Raw genomic sequence first — 16,494 nt, forward strand, 5'->3', positions numbered from 1 at the left:
TGGGTCCCGGTGGGTGCGGTGCCAGTACCCGGCGAGTACGTCGGGCGGCCGGTGCCGGCTCGGCGCGCGCCCCGTGCGGGGCGTCTGTGCGCCGTCGAGCGGGGCCCGTGCACGCGGGCGTGCGGGTGGGTGGGGCACCGGCCCCGTGTGGGGGTGGCGCCCGTACCCGGGGAGCACCTCTGGCCGGGCGGTGCCTGTCGTCGCCGCCCACCCGCGCGGAGCGCCTACGCGCCGCCGACCGCTGTCAGGAGGGCGAGTGGTGCCGCCGCCGACCGGGACTCGCGTACGCACGCGTGCGGGTAGGGCACCGGCTCCGCGTGGGTGTCCCGTCCGTATCCGGCGAGCACCTCCGGCAGCCGGTGTCCGGTCGCCGTCGCCGCGTCCACCATGGCGTGCGCCACCGTGCGGGCCTCGTCGTGCAGGCCGTAGCGGGCCAGCCCCAGCGTGAGCAGCGCGTTGTCGTGCGGCCACACCGAACCCCGGTGGTACGACAGCGGGTGGTACGCCGGCTGCCCGGCCGCCAGCGTGCGCACCCCCCAGCCGGAGAAGAAGTCCGGCTCCAGCAGCCGCCGGCCCACCTGCTCGCCGTACTCCTTGTCCAGCAGGCCCGACCACAGCAGATGCCCGGCGTCCGAGGCCAGCGCGTCCACCTGGCGGCCCTCCCCGTCCAGGGCCAGGGCGGGGAAGGAGTGCTCCCGCATCCAGAAGTCCCGCTGGAATCGGTCGCGCAGATCGGCCGCCGCCTGCTCCAGCAGCGCCGCGTACACCTCGTCGTCCCACACTGTCCGCGCCACCTGCGCGGTGCGGCGCAGCGCGTCGTAGGCGTACCCCTGGGCCCCCGCCGCCGTCACCGGGCCGGTGGCGCGGGTGCCGTCGGCCGAGCAGATGGCGCCGGGGGAGTCCTTCCAGTTCTGGTTGGCGAGGCCGCCCCGGTCGGCGCGGTAGACCAGGTAGCCGCGTGAGGTGAGCCCGCCGTGGTCGAGCATCCAGCCCACCGCCGCGCGGGCGTGCGGCTCCAGCCGGCGGGCCAGGGCCGTGTCGCCGGTCTGCTCGACGTACGCGCCCAGCAGCACCAGGAACAGCGGCGTCGCGTCCACGGAGCCGTAGTACCGCCCGTAGGGCACCTGCCCGAAGTGCGCCAGCTCGCCGTGGCGCACCTCGTGCACGATCTTGCCGGGCTGGGCCACCGAGACCGCGCCGGTCTCCCTCGCCTGGGTGGCGGCGAGGGCGGGCAGGGTGGCGGCGGCCAGCTGCGGGCGGTACGGCAGCGCGAAGAGGGAGGTGAGCAGGGCGTCCCGGCCCAGCAGGGTCAGGAACCAGGGGGCGCCGGCCGCCGGGACGCGCAGTTCCTCGCCGTCCGGTCCGGTCGCCGGGACCTGCAGTGAGGCGAGGTCGGCCAGGCCCCGCGCGCAGGCCGCGGCCAGCTCGGGCCAGCCGGTCGGGAAGGCGACGCCCTCCACGAACTCGCCCTCCAGCTCCAGCAGCCGCTCGGTGGCCGCGGCGGGGGAGGCGGGCACCCACGGCTCGCTCGTCGCCCCGTGCGGGCGCGCCGCCACCCGCAGCGCCAGCTCCACCGTGCCGTGCGGCGGCAGCTCCAGCGTCCACACCAGGCGGCGGGCGCCCGTGCCCGTCTCCTCCACGCCGTCCGGGGCGGGCTCGGCCGTCACGGTCGTACACGACTGCCACTCGCCGCGCCGGTAGCCGAACTCCACCCCGTCGTCGAGGACCCGGCGGTGGCGCACCGCACCGGTCTTGGCGTAGGTGCGGTGGTCCGAGCGCAGCTCGAACTGGTCGGTGAAATCGGCGTCCGCGGTGACCGCGAGGCGGACGGTCGTCGCCACCGGGCGGTTGCTGGTCACCCGCACCGACTCGACGAACGCGCCGTCGCCGACGGCCTGCTCCCGGAAGACCGTGTACGCGGGCGGCTCCTGGCGCCCGCCGCGCGGGACGAGGACACAGCGCGCCGTGTCCCCGTCCGCGACCGGCGTGAGCGCCTCCGGCACCGCGCCGTCGACCGTCAGCTGCCAACGGCTGAGGTGCCGGGCGTCGCGCACGAACAACCCGTCCGGGGAGCCGGCTCCCCGGACGACACCGCTGATGTCCCCGCCGTCGCCCACGGCCGCGAAGGTCCCGCCGTGCACGAGCAGATGGTGCCGGTCCGTCATCCCCGGTCGCCTCCCCTTACTCCCTGATCACTCGTCTCGAACGTGCGCGCGCCCGTGGCGGACACGGCGTGTCCGGGGCGCGAGTGGAGCAGATCCAGCGTGAGGGCGGCGGTCCAGCTGAAGCCGCTCGCCCCGCACGCCTCGCCGGTGTACGGGTCGACGTACTCCGCGAAGCCGGTGGCGCCGGCCAGGTCGAGCACCGCCGTACGCAGCGCGTCGGCCCGCTCCCGCTCGCCGTGCGTGCGCAGCCCGCGCTCCAGCAGCCAGCCGGTGTTGAACCAGGCCGGCCCCCGCCAGTAGCGGTGCGGGTCGAACGCCTCGCCGAGCAGGTCGTAGCTGGGGACCAGGCGGGTGGCGGTGCCGAGCCCGAAGTGCTCGCCGTCGGCCGTGCGCACCAGGGCGGCGGCGACCTCGCGGGGCAGGGTGGGCAGCAGCAGCGGGACCAGGCCGGACACGCTCCGCTCGGGGATCCGCTCGCCGCTCACCACGTCCCGGCAGAAGAACATGCCCTCCGCCGGGTCCCACAGCCGGTCCACGAGGACCGACGTCAGCCGCTGTGCGCGCGCGTGCCGGGCCGTGCCGGTGGCCCCCAGCTCCCGCGCGATCCGGGCCAGCGCGTGCTCGGAGGCGATGAGCAGGGCGTTGAAGCACGGGTCCTCGACGGCGAAGCCCACCCCCGCCCCGCCGCCCGGGCGTACGGCTTCCGTGACCGGCCGGTCGGCGTACCCCCGGTCCCGGTAGTCGGCCGCCAGCCGCACGTAGCGCCCGTAGTCCAGGTCCGTCGGCCGGTCCTCGGGCGAGCCGTGGGCGAGGTCGGCGCGGCGGAAGGAGCGGGCCGGGGCGGGCGTGACCCGGCTCAGCGGCGCGTCCCAGCAGGGGCTGTTGTCCATCCCCTGTTCCCAGGGGTGCACGACGGACGCCAGCCCGCCCCCGCCCAGGTCCCGCCGGTGCATCAGGTAGCGGTGCCAGGCGGCCAGCCGCGGGTACACCCGGGCCAGGAAGGAGCGGGCCCGGGACAGGCCCGGATCGGCGCGGTGCACCAGCCAGGCCGCCAGCGCGTGCACCGGTGGCTGCACGATGCCGGAGGTCTGTACGGTGCGCGGGGCGCCCGCAGCGCGCCCCGCGGTCGAGGAGCGCCAGAAGTCGGGGCTCGGGAAGTACGCGTCGAGCGGGACGGAGGGATTGAAGACGATGTGCGGGATGCGTCCGTCGCCCCACTGGGCGTCCAGCAGCGTCTCCAGCTCCGTCTGGGCCCGTAACGGCGACAGGTGCCGGAGGCCGATGGCGATGAACGCCGAGTCCCACGACCACTGGTGCGGGTACAGGCTGTGGGAGGGCACCGTCGAGCTGCCCCTCCAGTTGTCCTCCAGCACGCGCGCCGCCCTGCGGTGCAGCGCGTCCGCGGCCGGAGAGGCCGCCGGAGAAGCCGCCGGAGAGGTCGTCGGAGAGGTCGTCGGAGAGGCCGCCGGGGGTGCCGTCGGGGAAGCCGTCGGGGGCGGATCGTATGCGAAGGCTCGCTCGGTGACGCGGGCGGTGAGTTGGGCGGTGCGATCCACTCGGGGCTCCCCGAAAGACATACGGCCGGCCGGTTCGGTCGTGAGTACCGTAGGGTTACGTCTATTTAACACGCAAAACTCAATATGTAATGCAGGCTTGAGAAACACAAGGGGGTGCGCATGACGAGACGAGGACAGGGAGGACAGGCTCGCGCCGGTGATCTGCTCGAACTGGTGCGCAGCGGGCGGGCCACCACGCGCGGCGCGCTCCAGCAGGCCACCGGACTGTCCCGGGCCACCGTCGGCCAGCGCCTGGACCGCCTCTTCCGCGCGGGCTGGCTGCGCGAGGGCGCCGGCGGCCCGGTCGACTCGCCGCTGGGCGGCCGCCCCTCCATCACCCTGGAGTTCGACGACGAGCACGCCGTCGTCCTCGCCGCCGACCTCGACACCCGCCACGCCCGCGCCGCCGTCCTGTCGCTGAACGGCGAGATCCTCGCCGAGCAGGCGGGCGCGCAGTCCGTCGAGGACGGCCCGGACGCCGTGCTGGGCGAACTCGGCGGCTGGTTCGCCGGGTTGCTGGAGAAGGCCGGACGGCGCGCCGGGGACGTCTGCGGCATCGGGCTCGCGGTGCCCGGGCCCGTCGACAGCGAGACCGGCCGGGTGGTGCAGCCGCCGATGATGCCGGGCTGGGACGGCTACGACATAACCGGCCGCCTGGCCAGGGCGTTCACCGAACGCACCGGCGCCCCGGCGGTCCCCGTCCTGGTCGACAACGACGCCAACCTCATGGCGTACGGCGAACAGCGCGCCGGATACCCCGACTGCTCGGCGTTCGTGCTGGTCAAGGTGTCCACCGGGATCGGCGCCGGGGTCGTCGTCGGCGGCTCCGTCTACCGCGGCGTCGACGGGGGCGCCGGCGACATCGGGCACATCCGGGTGGGCGCGGAGGCACTCTGCCGCTGCGGTTCCTACGGCTGTCTCGCCGCCGTCGCCAGCGGCTGGGCGGTGGCGCGGCGGCTGGCGGAGGCCGGTGTGCCGGCCGAGTCCGGCTCGGACGTGCGCGACCTGCTGGCGGCCGGGCACCCGGACGCGGTCGGCTTCGCGCGGGAGGCCGGACGGCGGGTCGGGGACGTGCTGGCGACCGTGGTGACACTGCTCAACCCCGGGGTGCTGATGATCGCCGGCGATCTGGCCGGAACCCCCTTCCTCACCGGCGTGCGCGAACTGCTCTACCAGCGGGCGCTGCCGCGCTCCACCGCTCATCTGGACGTCGTCACCTCGCGGCTGGGCGAGCGGGCGGCGCTGGTGGGGGCCGGTGCGCTGGTCGTGGAGCACCTGTACGCGCCGGAGGCGGCGGAGGAGCGGCTGCGGGCGCTCGGGGTGTGATCTTCCGCGAGATGTGTGACGGTGTGACGTACGGGCGCGTGACGCGCGTGTTTCCGTTCCAGGACGCGTCCGCATGGTGAAACCGGACCCTCCGCGGGAGCGTGATTCTCGCCACCCTTGATAAGGGTTGCGCTCAGATGAGCGGATCTTGCACGACTGCACTTTTCCAAGGGGTGGCACTCAGTGCCATCACTTGATCGTTCATCGATCGAAATCAGGCGTGCTCAAAGCTGCTCAGATGAGCGCTCTGGGAGCCTCTATGGGGGTTGATGTGTTCAAGAAGTGAAAACACTCGCCCGTTGTCGCTTGCCAAGCTTTGACTTTCGATCCGCTGGCAGCCGACTGGTTACGGGCGCATGACGCGCAAGTGGACGTACCCATGGGCCTTCGATCTGGGTATGTTCCTCGCCGTCAGGGCAGCCACCGCGTCCTCGAGGAGTCGAGACCCGTGTCGGAAAACAAAGAACCCCACGTAGCCGCGCAGGCCAACAGCGTTGAGGGCGTGAAGTTCGTTTACGACTTCACCGAGGGCAACAAGGACCTCAAGGACCTCCTCGGCGGCAAGGGCGCCAACCTCGCCGAGATGACCAACCTCGGCCTCCCGGTCCCGCCCGGCTTCACCATCACCACCGAGGCCTGCAAGGTCTACCTCGACAGCGGCGAGGAACCGGCGGCACTGCGTGACGAGGTGAGTGCGCACCTCTCCGCCCTCGAGCAGAAGATGGGCAAGAAGCTGGGGCAGGCCGACAACCCCCTCCTCGTGTCGGTCCGCTCCGGGGCGAAGTTCTCCATGCCGGGCATGATGGACACCGTCCTGAACATCGGCCTGTCCGACAAGTCGGTCCAGGGCCTGGCCAAGCAGGCCGGTGACGAGCGGTTCGCCTGGGACTCCTACCGGCGACTGATCCAGATGTTCGGCAAGACCGTCCTCGGCGTCGACGGCGACCTCTTCGAGGACGCGCTCGACAAGGCCAAGGCGGCCAAGCAGGTCACGGTCGACACCGAGCTGGAGTCCGCCGACCTCAAGAAGCTGGTCACCACCTTCAAGAAGATCGTCAAGAAGGAGGCCGGCCGGGACTTCCCGCAGGACCCGCGCGAGCAGATGGACCTCGCCATCAAGGCGGTCTTCGACTCCTGGAACGGCGACCGTGCCAAGCTCTACCGCCGTCAGGAGCGCATCCCGCACGACCTGGGCACCGCGGTCAACGTCTGCTCGATGGTCTTCGGCAACCTCGGCCCCGACTCCGGCACCGGCGTCGCCTTCACCCGCGACCCCGCCTCCGGCCACCAGGGCGTCTACGGCGACTACCTGCAGAACGCGCAGGGCGAGGACGTGGTCGCGGGCATCCGCAACACCGTCCCGCTCGCGGAGCTGGAGCGGATCGACAAGAAGTCGTACGACCAGCTCATGCAGATCATGGAGACCCTGGAGAACCACTACAAGGATCTCTGCGACATCGAGTTCACCATCGAGCGCGGCCAGCTGTGGATGCTGCAGACCCGCGTCGGCAAGCGCACCGCCGGCGCCGCCTTCCGCATCGCCACCCAGCTGGTCGACCAGGGCCTGATCGACGAGACCGAGGCGCTGCAGCGCGTCAACGGCGCCCAGCTCGCGCAGCTGATGTTCCCGCGCTTCGACGAGCACGCCAAGACCGAGCAGGTCGGCCGGGGCATCGCGGCCTCGCCGGGCGCCGCGGTCGGCAAGGCGGTCTTCGACTCGTACACCGCCGTGAAGTGGTCGCGCTCGGGCGAGAAGGTCATCCTGGTCCGCCGCGAGACCAACCCCGACGACCTCGACGGCATGATCGCGGCCGAGGGCATCCTCACCTCCCGCGGCGGCAAGACCTCGCACGCGGCCGTGGTCGCGCGCGGCATGGGCAAGACCTGCGTGTGCGGCGCCGAGGAGCTCGAGGTCGACACCAAGCGGCGCCGGATGACCGTGCCCGGCGGGCACGTGGTGGAGGAGGGCGACCTCATCTCCATCGACGGCTCCACCGGCAAGGTCTACCTCGGCGAGGTCCCGGTCGTGCCGTCGCCGGTCGTGGAGTACTTCGAGGGTCGCATGCACGCCGGCGCCGACGACGCCGACGAACTGGTCGAGGCCGTGCACCGGATCATGGCGTTCGCCGACCGCAAGCGCCGCCTGCGGGTGCGCGCCAACGCCGACAACGCCGAGGACGCGCTGCGCGCGCGGCGGTTCGGCGCCCAGGGCATCGGCCTGTGCCGCACCGAGCACATGTTCCTCGGCGACCGGCGCGAGCTGGTGGAGCGGCTGATCCTGGCCGACACGGACGCCGAGCGCGAGGAGTCGCTGAAGCAGCTGCTGCCGCTGCAGAAGCAGGACTTCGTCGAGCTGTTCGAGGCGATGGACGGCCTGCCCGTCACCATCCGCCTGCTCGACCCGCCGCTGCACGAGTTCCTGCCCGACATCACCGAGCTGTCGGTGCGCGTCGCCCTCGCCGAGGCCCGCAAGGACCCGCACGAGAACGACCTGCGCCTGCTCCAGGCGGTGCACCGGCTGCACGAGCAGAACCCGATGCTGGGCCTGCGCGGCGTGCGCCTCGGCCTGGTCATCCCGGGCCTGTTCACGATGCAGGTCCGCGCCATCGCCGAGGCCGCGGCCGAGCGCAAGAACGCCAAGGGCGACCCGCGCGCGGAGATCATGATCCCGCTCGTCGGCACGGTCCAGGAGCTGGAGATCGTCCGCGAGGAGGCCGACCAGGTCATCGCCGAGGTCCAGGAGGCCACCGGCACCGAGCTGAAGCTGGCGATCGGCACGATGATCGAGCTGCCGCGCGCCGCGCTGACCGCCGGCCAGATCGCCGAGGCCGCGGAGTTCTTCTCCTTCGGCACCAACGACCTCACCCAGACGGTGTGGGGCTTCTCCCGGGACGACGTGGAGGCCTCGTTCTTCACGGCCTACCTGGAGAAGGGCATCTTCGGGGTGTCGCCGTTCGAGACGATCGACAAGGACGGCGTCGGCTCCCTGGTGCGGGCCGCCGCGAAGGCCGGCCGGGAGACCCGCCCGGACCTGAAGCTCGGCGTGTGCGGCGAGCACGGCGGTGACCCGGAGTCGGTCCACTTCTTCCACGAGGTGGGTCTGGACTACGTCTCCTGCTCGCCGTTCCGCATCCCCGTGGCCCGACTGGAGGCCGGTCGCGCGGCCACCCAGTCGGAGGGCAGCGACCACCGCTGACCCGGGGGCCGGCCCCCTCACCGGCCCCCCAACGGCTCCGGAGCCGTCTCCGGTCCCCGACCAGACCGATCGGGGGCGGCTCCGGGTCCCACCGGAAGGGCCGGCCTCCCTCACCGGCCCTCCACCCGCTCCGGAGCCGTCTCCGGTCCCCGACCAGACCGATCGGGGACGGCTCCGGTGCGCATCAGAAGGGGCGGCACCCTTGTGCGGGGGTGCCGCCCCTTTCCGTACCTTGGAGACACCGGGCCCGTACGCCAAAGGCCCGCACCCGAGTCCGTCCCGAGTCCGTCCTAGGGAGACTGTCGATGGCCGACTGGAACGCGAGCGCCGTCCCCGACCAGAGCGGCCGGACCGCCGTCGTCACCGGCGCCAACAGCGGGCTCGGCTACGTCACCGCCCGGGAGCTGGCGCGCCGGGGCGCCCGCGTGGTGCTGGCCTGCCGCAGCGAGGCACGCGGTGCCGAGGCGGCCGGCCGGATCGCCGGCGAGGTGCCGGGCGCGGCGGTCGAGTGCGCCCGGCTGGACCTGGCCGACCTGCGCTCGGTCCGGGAGTTCGCGGACGGCTTCCGCCACGAGCGGCTCGACCTGCTGGTCAACAACGCCGGGGTGATGGCGCTGCCGTACGGGACGACCGCCGACGGGTTCGAGACCCAGTTCGGCGTCAACCACCTGGGACACTTCGCGCTCACCGGACTGCTCGCGCCCGTCCTGCTCGCCACCCCCGGCGCCCGCGTGGTGACCGTCTCCAGCCTGATGCACGCGCTCGCCAACATCGACATCCGCGACCTCAACAGCGAGCGCCGCTACCACCGCTGGCTCGCCTACGCCCGCTCCAAGACCGCCAACCTGCTCTTCACGCACGAACTCGCGCGCCGGTTCGCGGCGCACGACGCGGACGTGGTGGCGGCCGCCGCCCACCCCGGATACGCGGCCACCAACCTCCAGGCCGCCGGTCCGCGGATGGCGGGACGACGGACGGCCGAGCGGATCGTCACACTCGGCAACCGGCTCTTCGCGCAGCCTGCCGAGGCGGGCGCCCTGCCCGTCCTGTACGCCGCCACCGCCCCCGGCGTGCGCCCCGACTCCTTCACCGGCCCGTCCTTCGCGATGTGGCGCGGCGCGCCCGCACCGTCCTGGCGGGCGCCCTGGACCGTCGACGACGCGATCGGCGAGCGGCTGTGGGCCGCCTCCGAGCGGCTGACCGGGGTGTCGTACGCGTGACCATGCGCGCCGGTCGCGGCGATGACGTGAGCATGCGGTGACGAAGAACGGGGGGCGCGTGCATGGGGGCGGTGGAGGCTCTGGAGAAGCTGGCGCCGGTGGTGCTGGCCTTCGGCTGCGGGGTCGTCCTCGCGAGGCGGAAGGTGGTGCCGGCCGAGAGTGCGAAGGTCTTCGCGGACTACGCCTTCCTCTTCGCCGTGCCCTGTTTCCTGTTCGGGAACATCTACCGCAGCGACCTGGGGACGCTGTTCGACTGGCGGGCCATCACCGGCTACGCGGCCGCGGCCGCCGTCGCGGCCGTCCTCACCGGGGCGGTGGCCGGGGCCACGGGAGTACGCGATCCCCGCGGTGTGGCGCTGCGCATCATGGCGGCCGTCCAGGTGAACACGGCCTACTTCGCCGTGCCGGTGTTCATCATGCTGTTCGGGAACGCGGCACCGATCTTCCCCGTCCTGCTGTTCCAGGTCTGCGTCCTGTCCCTCGTGGTCATCTCGATCATGGAGCTGGGGCGCCCGGACCGCGTCGGCAGACCCGCACGACGGCTCGGATCCGCCGTCACCGCCTCACTGACGACCCCCGTCGTCGTCGCCTGCAACGCCGGCGTCGTGCTCAACCTGATGCCCGTGACCGTGCCGGGTGCGGTGCTCGACAGCTTCGCGTTCGTCGGCGACAGCGCCTCGCCCGTGGCGCTGTTCGCCCTGGGACTGCACCTCGGCGGCAGCGGCCTGAGGGTACGGGGCACCACCCCGGAGGAGATGTGGATCATCGCCTTCAAGTGTGTCGCGTTCCCGCTGATCACCTACCTGGTGTGCCACGACCTCTTCGGCGTCGGCGGCCAGTGGCTCGGCTACCTCGTCCTGATCGCGGCCATGCCCGCGCCGCAGAACCTGTTCATCTTCGCCCAGCGCTACGACGTCGGGGTCGACATCTCCGCCGCCCTCGTCGTCAAGAGCTCGGTCGTCGCGCTGCTGTTGCTCCCGCTGTGGGCGCGGTGGGCGGCGCATACGGCCTGAACGGCGCAGCACCGCCGACGGCCGCGCTGGGGCGGGGCCGCGCAGGGAAACCCCTCCGCGCCGGCCCCTCCGCAGTCACCGTCCCGGCCCGCCGGGGTCTGCCGACCGAGTCGGCCCGGTGGCCCTGCCCTGCCTCCTTCCTCTGCCCGCGAACGATCGGCCGGGGATCCTTCTCAGGCGGCCCGCACCCCGTAGGTGGCCACGCGCACCGACTCGTCGTCCAGGCACTGCCCCGACGCCAGGTCGAACCGCTGCTTCAGCAGGGGCGAGGCGACGAACGGGCGGCCCCGGTGGGTGCCGGTCAGGCCGCGGGAGAGCACCGCCGCGCCGCAGAACGGGTCGCGGTTGTCGATGCCGTACAGCCGGCCGCCGCGGTCGCGGAACAGGGCGACCTGGCGGCCGTCCGGAAGCAGGGCCGCCACGCCCCGGCCGGGGAGCAGCCGGTCGAGCTCGCAGACCGTGAACCAGCCCTCCTCCAGCTGGAGCTGGATCCTCAGGTCGGTCGTCTCGGGTGCCAGGGTCATCGCCGGGCGCTTCCTTCCAGGAGGTCTTCGGTGGGACGCATGCCGATGGACAGCAGGGGCAGGTCGGGCTTGATCTGGTCGCGTTCGGGCACGAAGCCGACGACCGGGTCGGGGGTGTCGGGCGCGTTGACGAAGGACACGAACCGGGCGAGCTTCTCGGGGTCGCCGATGGTCTCCGCCCACTCGTCGCGGTAGTTCGCGACGTGCGCGGCCATCAGGGACTCCAGTTCCTCGCAGATGCCGAGGGAGTCCTCCACGACCACCTCCCGCACGTGGTCCAGCCCGCCGGGGATCCGCTCCAGCCAGGCCGAGGTGCGCTCCAGGCGGTCGGCGGTGCGGATGTAGAACATCAGGAACCGGTCGATCAGGCGGATGAGCTCCTCGTCGGACAGGTCCTGCGCGAGCAGGTCCGCGTGGCGCGGGGTGGCGCCGCCGTTCCCGCCGACGTACAGGTTCCAGCCGCTCGCGGTGGCGATGACGCCGAAGTCCTTCGACTGGGCCTCCGCGCACTCGCGGGCGCAGCCCGACACCGCCGACTTCAGCTTGTGCGGGGAGCGCAGGCCGCGGTAGCGCAGCTCCAGGTCGATCGCCATGCGGACCGAGTCCTGGACGCCGTAGCGGCACCAGGTCTGGCCCACGCACGACTTCACGGTGCGCAGCGCCTTGCCGTAGGCGTGGCCCGACTCGAAGCCGGCGTCCACCAACCGCGCCCAGATCAGTGGCAGTTGTTCGACGCGGGCGCCGAACATGTCGATCCGCTGACCGCCGGTGATCTTCGTGTAGAGGCCGAAGTCGCGGGCGATCTCCCCGATCACGATCAGCTTCTCCGGGGTGATCTCACCGCCGGGGATGCGCGGCACGACCGAGTACGAGCCGTTCCTCTGGAGGTTGGCGAGGAAGTGGTCGTTGCTGTCCTGCAGGGCCGCCTGCTCGCCGTCCAGGACGTAGCCGCTCGCTCCGATCGTGGGGGCGAGGGAGGCGATGATCGAGGCGACGGCCGGCTTGCAGACCTCGCAGCCGTCGCCGCCCCGGGCGCCGTCCCGGCCGTAGCGGTCGAGGAGGTCCTGGAAGGTGTTGACGCGCAGGGCGAGGACGATCTCGTACAGCTCCTCGCGGGTCTGCGCGAAGCAGCCGCACAGGCCCTTGTCGACCTCGACGCCGCTCGCCTCCAGCTCGGCGGTGACCAACTGGCCCAGCACCTTCACGCAACTGCCGCACCCGGTACCGGCCTTGGTGCACTTCTTCACCTCGGGCACGGTCGTGCACCGGTGCTCGGTGACCGCGCCGCGGATCGTGCCCTTGGAGACGTTGTGGCACGAGCAGATGATCGCCTCGTCCGGCAGGGCGGACGGGCCGAGCCGGTCGCCGCCCCCCGAGCCCGCGGGCAGCACCAGCGACTCGGGCGAGACCGGCGGCACCGACCCGGTCAGCGCGCGCAGCGTGCCGTACGCCTCCGCGTCGCCGACCAGGATGCCGCCGAGCAGCGTGCCGTCGCGGCCGATGACCAGCTTCTTGTACAGGCCCGCGCGGGAGTCGGAGTAGACGACGTCCAGGCAGTCCTCGGCCGTGCCGTGCGCGTCGCCGAAGGACGCCACGTCCACGCCGAGCAGCTTCAGCTTGGTCGACAGGTCGGCGCCGGTGAACGCCGGCTGCCCGGCCTCGTCCTCGGCGATCGTCGCGGCGGCCGTCTCTGCCTGCTCGTAGCCGGGGGCGACCAGACCGTACACCCGGCCGTCGACGGCCAGCGCGCACTCGCCGATCGCGAACACGTGCGGGTCGGCGACGGTCCGGCACCGCTCGTCGACCGCGATGCCGCCCCGCTCGCCGACGGTCAGGCCGCAGTCGCGGGCCAGCTGGTCGCGGGGGCGCACCCCGGCGCTGAACACCACCATGTCGGTGGCCAGTTCGGAGCCGTCCGACAGCCTCATGCCGGTGACCGCGCCGTCGGCGTCGGTCAGGATCTCCTGCGTGCCCACGCCCGTGTGGACGCTCAGCCCCATCTCCTCGATGGTGCGCAGCAGCGCCGCGCCGCCGCCCTCGTCGACCTGGACCGGCATCAGGCGCGGCGCGAACTCCACGATGTGCGCGTCGAGTCCGAGCCCCTTCAGCGCGCCCGCGGCCTCCAGGCCGAGCAGACCGCCGCCGACCACCGCGCCACTGGTCGCGCGCCGCCCCGCGTACTCCTCGATGGCGAGCAGGTCCTCGATGGTGCGGTAGACGAAGCAGCCCTCGGCGTCCTTGCCGGGCACCGGCGGGACGAACGGGTAGGAGCCGGTGGCCAGCACCAGCACGTCGTAGCCGACGACGAGACCGGAGCGGGCGGTCACCTTCCGCGCCTCCCGGTCGATGCTCTCCGCCGGGTCGCCGATGTGCAGCTCGATGCCGTGGGAGTCGATGAACTCCATGTCCGTCAGCGACAGTTCCTCGGGCGTACGGCCCGAGAAGTACGAGGTGAGCTGCACGCGGTCGTACGCGGGACGCGGTTCCTCGCACAGCACGACCACACGGTGCGTGGCGGTCAGGCCGCGCTCGGCGAGCGCCTCGAGGAAGCGCTGGCCGACCATGCCGTGGCCGACGAGCACGATCGTGGGGGTGGCCCCCGGGGTGGCGGTCATTCAGGAGCCTCCATCGTTGGTGAGCAGGTGGAGCAGGGGGCCGCCGTCGGAGGGCAGCGGCTCCGCTCCCTCCCAGGCGCGGGCGAGCGCGCCGACGGTGCCGAGTTCGCCGACCAGGACCCCGCCGACCAGGCGGTCGTCGCGGACGACGACCTTGCGGTAGGTGCCGCGGGTGGCGTCGGCGAGCTGCACGACGTCGTCGCCGGGCCGGGCCTCCGTCTCGCCGAACGCGGCGAGGTCGAAGTCGGTGCGCCCGGCGAGGTCGGAGCCGGTGTGCCCGGCGAGGGTGAGCCGGGTCAGTGAACGGGTGCCGGTGTAGCGCGCGTCCGGGTCCCCGGCCAGCGACTCGGCCAGCACGTCGGCCTGTTCGAGCGCCGGCGCGGCCAGCCCGTACACGCTGCCGTCGTACTGCACGCAGTCCCCGATCGCCCGGATGTGCGGCTCGGAGGTGCGCAGTTCACCGTCGACGACGACGCCCTTGCGGACCTCCAACCCGGCGGTCCGGGCGAGACCCACCCGCGGGTGCACCCCGCAGGCCAGCACCACCAGGTCGGCGTCGAGCGCGTAGCCGTCGTGCAGTTCGACCGAGCGGACCGCGCCGCCGACGCAGCGCACGTCCCGTACCCGGCACTCGGTGTGCACCTCGACGCCCAGGTCCGTGAGGTGCCGGCGCACGAGCCGGGACGCGTTCGGGTCGAGCTGACGCTCCATCAGGCGCTCGGACTGCTGGGCGAGGACGACCTGCGCCCCGCGCCGGGACAGCGCCCGGGCGGCGGAGACGCCGAGCAGCCCGCCGCCGATGACGACCGCCCGCGCGCCCGGCCGCACCGCCTTGGACAGCCCCAGGCAGTCGTCCATCGTGCGGAACGCGTGCACGCCCTGCGGCAGTTCGTGCCGCTCGCCGGTGAACAGACCGCGCAGCGGCGGCAGCACCGGGTTGGATCCGGTGGCGAGCACCAGCGTGCCGTACCCGATCACGGAGCCGTCCGCGCAGCTGACGGTCCGCGCGGCCCGGTCGATGCCGGTGACCCGGGCGCGGACCAGCTCCGCGGGCGCGACCCCCGGCAGCGCGATCACGTCGGGTCCGAAGCGGCCGGCGAGCACCTCGGCGAGCAGCACCCGGTTGTACGGGCGGTGTTCCTCCTCGCCGATCAGCGTGACCGGCGTGCCGAGCTCGCCGAGCCGCCGGGCGAGACGGACGCCCGCGAGGCCGGCGCCGATCACCACCACACGCGTATTCGAGGTCATGTCCAGGAGCCTGCGGGGTCGGTGTTACCCGGCAACATCACCTCTGTTTCCCGTGCGGAACGCTGCCCTCAGTGCGGGAGGGCGGGGGGTGTGAGGGTTCGGCGTGCTGGTGGGCGGGGGGTTGTGAGGGTTCGGCGCGGGCGAACGGCGGGCGGTGTGAGGGGGGAACGGGCCCGTCCGGGAGGCGCCGGCCGCCGGCCCGACCCTGGGTTCGGTGCAGGCGGCATCGTCTACGACCGGGGCGGCGAAGGCGTCCGTGGCCTGTCGGCCGGCTCTCCCGTCCGTAGTCTGCCGGTGTCCGTCCCGGTCAGCGGCTGCCGGTCAGGTGGGCGAAGACGACCACGTTGCCCCGGTAGCCGGTCGCCCGTGAGTAGCCCCCGCCGCAGGTGATCACCCGCAGCTCGGGCCGCTTCGCCGCGCCGTACACCTTCTCGTCGGGGAAGTGCCCGGCGTCGTAGACCTCCACGGCGTCCACGGTGAAGACGGCGACGCTGCCGTCCCGCCGCTCCACCTCCACGGCGGCGCCCTTCTTCAGGGCACCGAGACGGTAGAAGACGGCCGGCCCGTCGGAGTTGTCGACGTGGCCGGCGACGATCGCCGTGCCCGTCTCGCCCGGCGCGGTGCCGGCCCGGTACCAGCCGGCGAGGTTGCGCTGCGCGGCGGGCGGCACGTCGAGGCTGCCCGCCGGGGTGAGGCCGAGACCCATGAGGGGGGCGTCCACGCGGATCGCGGGAATGCGGATCCGCTCGGGCGGCGAGGGCGGCAGCGCGGGGACGCCGGGCCGGTCGCCGTCCCGAGCCGAGTGCGCCTGGGCCGCGGACGGCTGCGGCGGCTGGTGCGCCTCGGTGCCGTTGCGCAGCAGCCACGCGCCCGAGCAGAGGGCCGCCGCGGTGACGGCCCCTATGACGGCGTTGCCGAACCGGCGCCGGCCGCCGCCCCTGCGGAACGCGGGGGTGCCGGTCCCCGGCGCGTCGGCTGCGGGTGCGCCGAACCGGGACCCGCCGAACCTGCGTGGGCCGATCCCGGACGCGCCGAACCTGCGCATGGCGGACCCTCCTCGTGAGCTGGGACGGACCCCGTACCCCCTCCGGGCCGCGAGGGGCGTCGGACTCGGAGGGGGAGGGGAGATGCGGTACCGGCGACGGGCAGCGGAGGGTGCCCGTCAGATCCCGTCGCCTCTCGCCCGGCGATGCAGGAGCCAGGTACCGCCCGCGGCGGCGACGGCGAGAGCCGTCACGCCGGCCGCGGTCTGCACGGGATCGGGGCCCAACGCGCCGCCGACCCCCGTCTTGACACTTCCCCTGGGGTGCACCCGCTCACGGGCCGGGTCCATCGAGACGACAAGGTCGCCGGAGACCTCCCGTCCGTCCCCGTCGCACTTCGCGACGATCTCGTACGTCCCCGGCTGCGCGCTCGGCGGCACCTCGAACCGGCCGGTCGCGTCGCCCCCGGACCCGTCGGACGTCAGCGGGAAGGAACCGCCGCCCACCGCGTCGGCGTCACCCGTGGCCTTACCGTGGCCGCCACACGCCGCCGCGTGCACGGTGACCTGCCCGCCCGGCAGGACGGAGGCCGGGTACACCACGACGTCGTCGTCCTCCCCGGCCGCCTGCGCGGCGGGCGCTGCGGCG

At 73.3% G+C, this 16,494-nt stretch carries 11 protein-coding genes; 4 read left to right on the forward strand and 7 right to left on the reverse strand.

Annotated elements, in window-relative coordinates:
* Positions 1-224: 224 nt before the first annotated feature.
* Together AB0G63_RS08195 and AB0G63_RS08200 are read right to left on the reverse strand one after the other, a co-directional pair.
* Positions 225-2,165 carry a glycogen debranching N-terminal domain-containing protein gene (locus AB0G63_RS08195; RefSeq protein ID WP_360746129.1) on the reverse strand — a complete coding sequence of 647 codons (1,941 nt, stop codon included), beginning with the start codon at positions 2,163-2,165 and terminating at the stop codon, positions 225-227.
* Positions 2,162-3,742, reverse strand: coding sequence for a trehalase family glycosidase (locus tag AB0G63_RS08200; RefSeq protein WP_360746131.1), 1,581 nt, complete (start codon positions 3,740-3,742; stop codon positions 2,162-2,164). The genes AB0G63_RS08195 and AB0G63_RS08200 overlap by 4 nt, the downstream gene beginning before the upstream one ends.
* Before the next feature lie 99 nt (positions 3,743-3,841).
* Between AB0G63_RS08200 and AB0G63_RS08205 the strand changes: the two genes are divergently transcribed.
* The 4 genes from AB0G63_RS08205 (at position 3,842) to AB0G63_RS08220 (ending at position 10,476) form a co-directional block, all read left to right on the forward strand.
* Entirely contained in the window at positions 3,842-5,047 is a 1,206-nt protein-coding gene (locus tag AB0G63_RS08205; protein ID WP_360746134.1) for an ROK family protein, read from the forward strand.
* A gap of 448 nt (positions 5,048-5,495) precedes the next feature.
* The gene (gene ppdK, locus AB0G63_RS08210) at positions 5,496-8,243 is read left to right on the forward strand and encodes a pyruvate, phosphate dikinase (RefSeq protein ID WP_360746137.1); all 2,748 of its coding nucleotides are present in this window, start codon (positions 5,496-5,498) and stop codon (positions 8,241-8,243) included.
* 305 nt (positions 8,244-8,548) lie between these two features.
* Positions 8,549-9,463, forward strand: a complete 915-nt coding sequence (locus AB0G63_RS08215) for an oxidoreductase (protein ID WP_360746140.1) — start codon at positions 8,549-8,551, stop codon at positions 9,461-9,463.
* Between the two features lie 62 nt (positions 9,464-9,525).
* Positions 9,526-10,476 carry an AEC family transporter gene (locus AB0G63_RS08220; RefSeq protein WP_360746143.1) on the forward strand — a complete coding sequence of 317 codons (951 nt, stop codon included), beginning with the start codon at positions 9,526-9,528 and terminating at the stop codon, positions 10,474-10,476.
* 173 nt (positions 10,477-10,649) lie between these two features.
* Here the strand turns inward: AB0G63_RS08220 and nirD are convergent, their stop codons facing one another.
* From nirD to AB0G63_RS08245, 5 genes are all read right to left on the reverse strand, one after another.
* Entirely contained in the window at positions 10,650-11,000 is a 351-nt protein-coding gene (gene nirD, locus AB0G63_RS08225) for a nitrite reductase small subunit NirD (RefSeq protein ID WP_360746146.1), read from the reverse strand.
* Complete coding sequence (gene nirB, locus AB0G63_RS08230) at positions 10,997-13,615, reverse strand: nitrite reductase large subunit NirB (protein WP_360746149.1); 2,619 nt, start codon at positions 13,613-13,615, stop codon at positions 10,997-10,999. Before nirB ends, nirD begins: the two co-directional genes overlap by 4 nt.
* Positions 13,616-14,863 (reverse strand): FAD-dependent oxidoreductase, encoded by a 1,248-nt coding sequence (locus tag AB0G63_RS08235; protein ID WP_360746152.1) that lies wholly within the window; start codon positions 14,861-14,863, stop codon positions 13,616-13,618.
* A gap of 307 nt (positions 14,864-15,170) precedes the next feature.
* Complete coding sequence (locus AB0G63_RS08240; protein WP_360746155.1) at positions 15,171-15,908, reverse strand: class F sortase; 738 nt, start codon at positions 15,906-15,908, stop codon at positions 15,171-15,173.
* Between the two features lie 117 nt (positions 15,909-16,025).
* On the reverse strand, positions 16,026-16,494 hold a 469-nt coding region (locus tag AB0G63_RS08245), incomplete at its 5' end, for a hypothetical protein (protein WP_360746158.1).

The organism is Streptomyces sp. NPDC020996 (assembly GCF_040641355.1).
GTDB lineage: Bacteria > Actinomycetota > Actinomycetes > Streptomycetales > Streptomycetaceae > Streptomyces.

Excerpts from the sequence above, each read along its gene's own strand:
- AB0G63_RS08195 (WP_360746129.1), bottom strand. The coding sequence starts at position 2,165 with ATGACGGACCGGCACCATCTGCTCGTGCACGGCGGGACCTTCGCGGCC.
- AB0G63_RS08200 (WP_360746131.1), bottom strand. The coding sequence starts at position 3,742 with ATGTCTTTCGGGGAGCCCCGAGTGGATCGCACCGCCCAACTCACCGCC.
- AB0G63_RS08205 (WP_360746134.1), top strand. The coding sequence starts at position 3,842 with ATGACGAGACGAGGACAGGGAGGACAGGCTCGCGCCGGTGATCTGCTC.
- AB0G63_RS08215 (WP_360746140.1), top strand. The coding sequence starts at position 8,549 with ATGGCCGACTGGAACGCGAGCGCCGTCCCCGACCAGAGCGGCCGGACC.
- AB0G63_RS08220 (WP_360746143.1), top strand. The coding sequence starts at position 9,526 with ATGGGGGCGGTGGAGGCTCTGGAGAAGCTGGCGCCGGTGGTGCTGGCC.
- nirD (WP_360746146.1), bottom strand. The coding sequence starts at position 11,000 with ATGACCCTGGCACCCGAGACGACCGACCTGAGGATCCAGCTCCAGCTG.
- nirB (WP_360746149.1), bottom strand. The coding sequence starts at position 13,615 with ATGACCGCCACCCCGGGGGCCACCCCCACGATCGTGCTCGTCGGCCAC.
- AB0G63_RS08235 (WP_360746152.1), bottom strand. The coding sequence starts at position 14,863 with ATGACCTCGAATACGCGTGTGGTGGTGATCGGCGCCGGCCTCGCGGGC.
- AB0G63_RS08240 (WP_360746155.1), bottom strand. The coding sequence starts at position 15,908 with ATGCGCAGGTTCGGCGCGTCCGGGATCGGCCCACGCAGGTTCGGCGGG.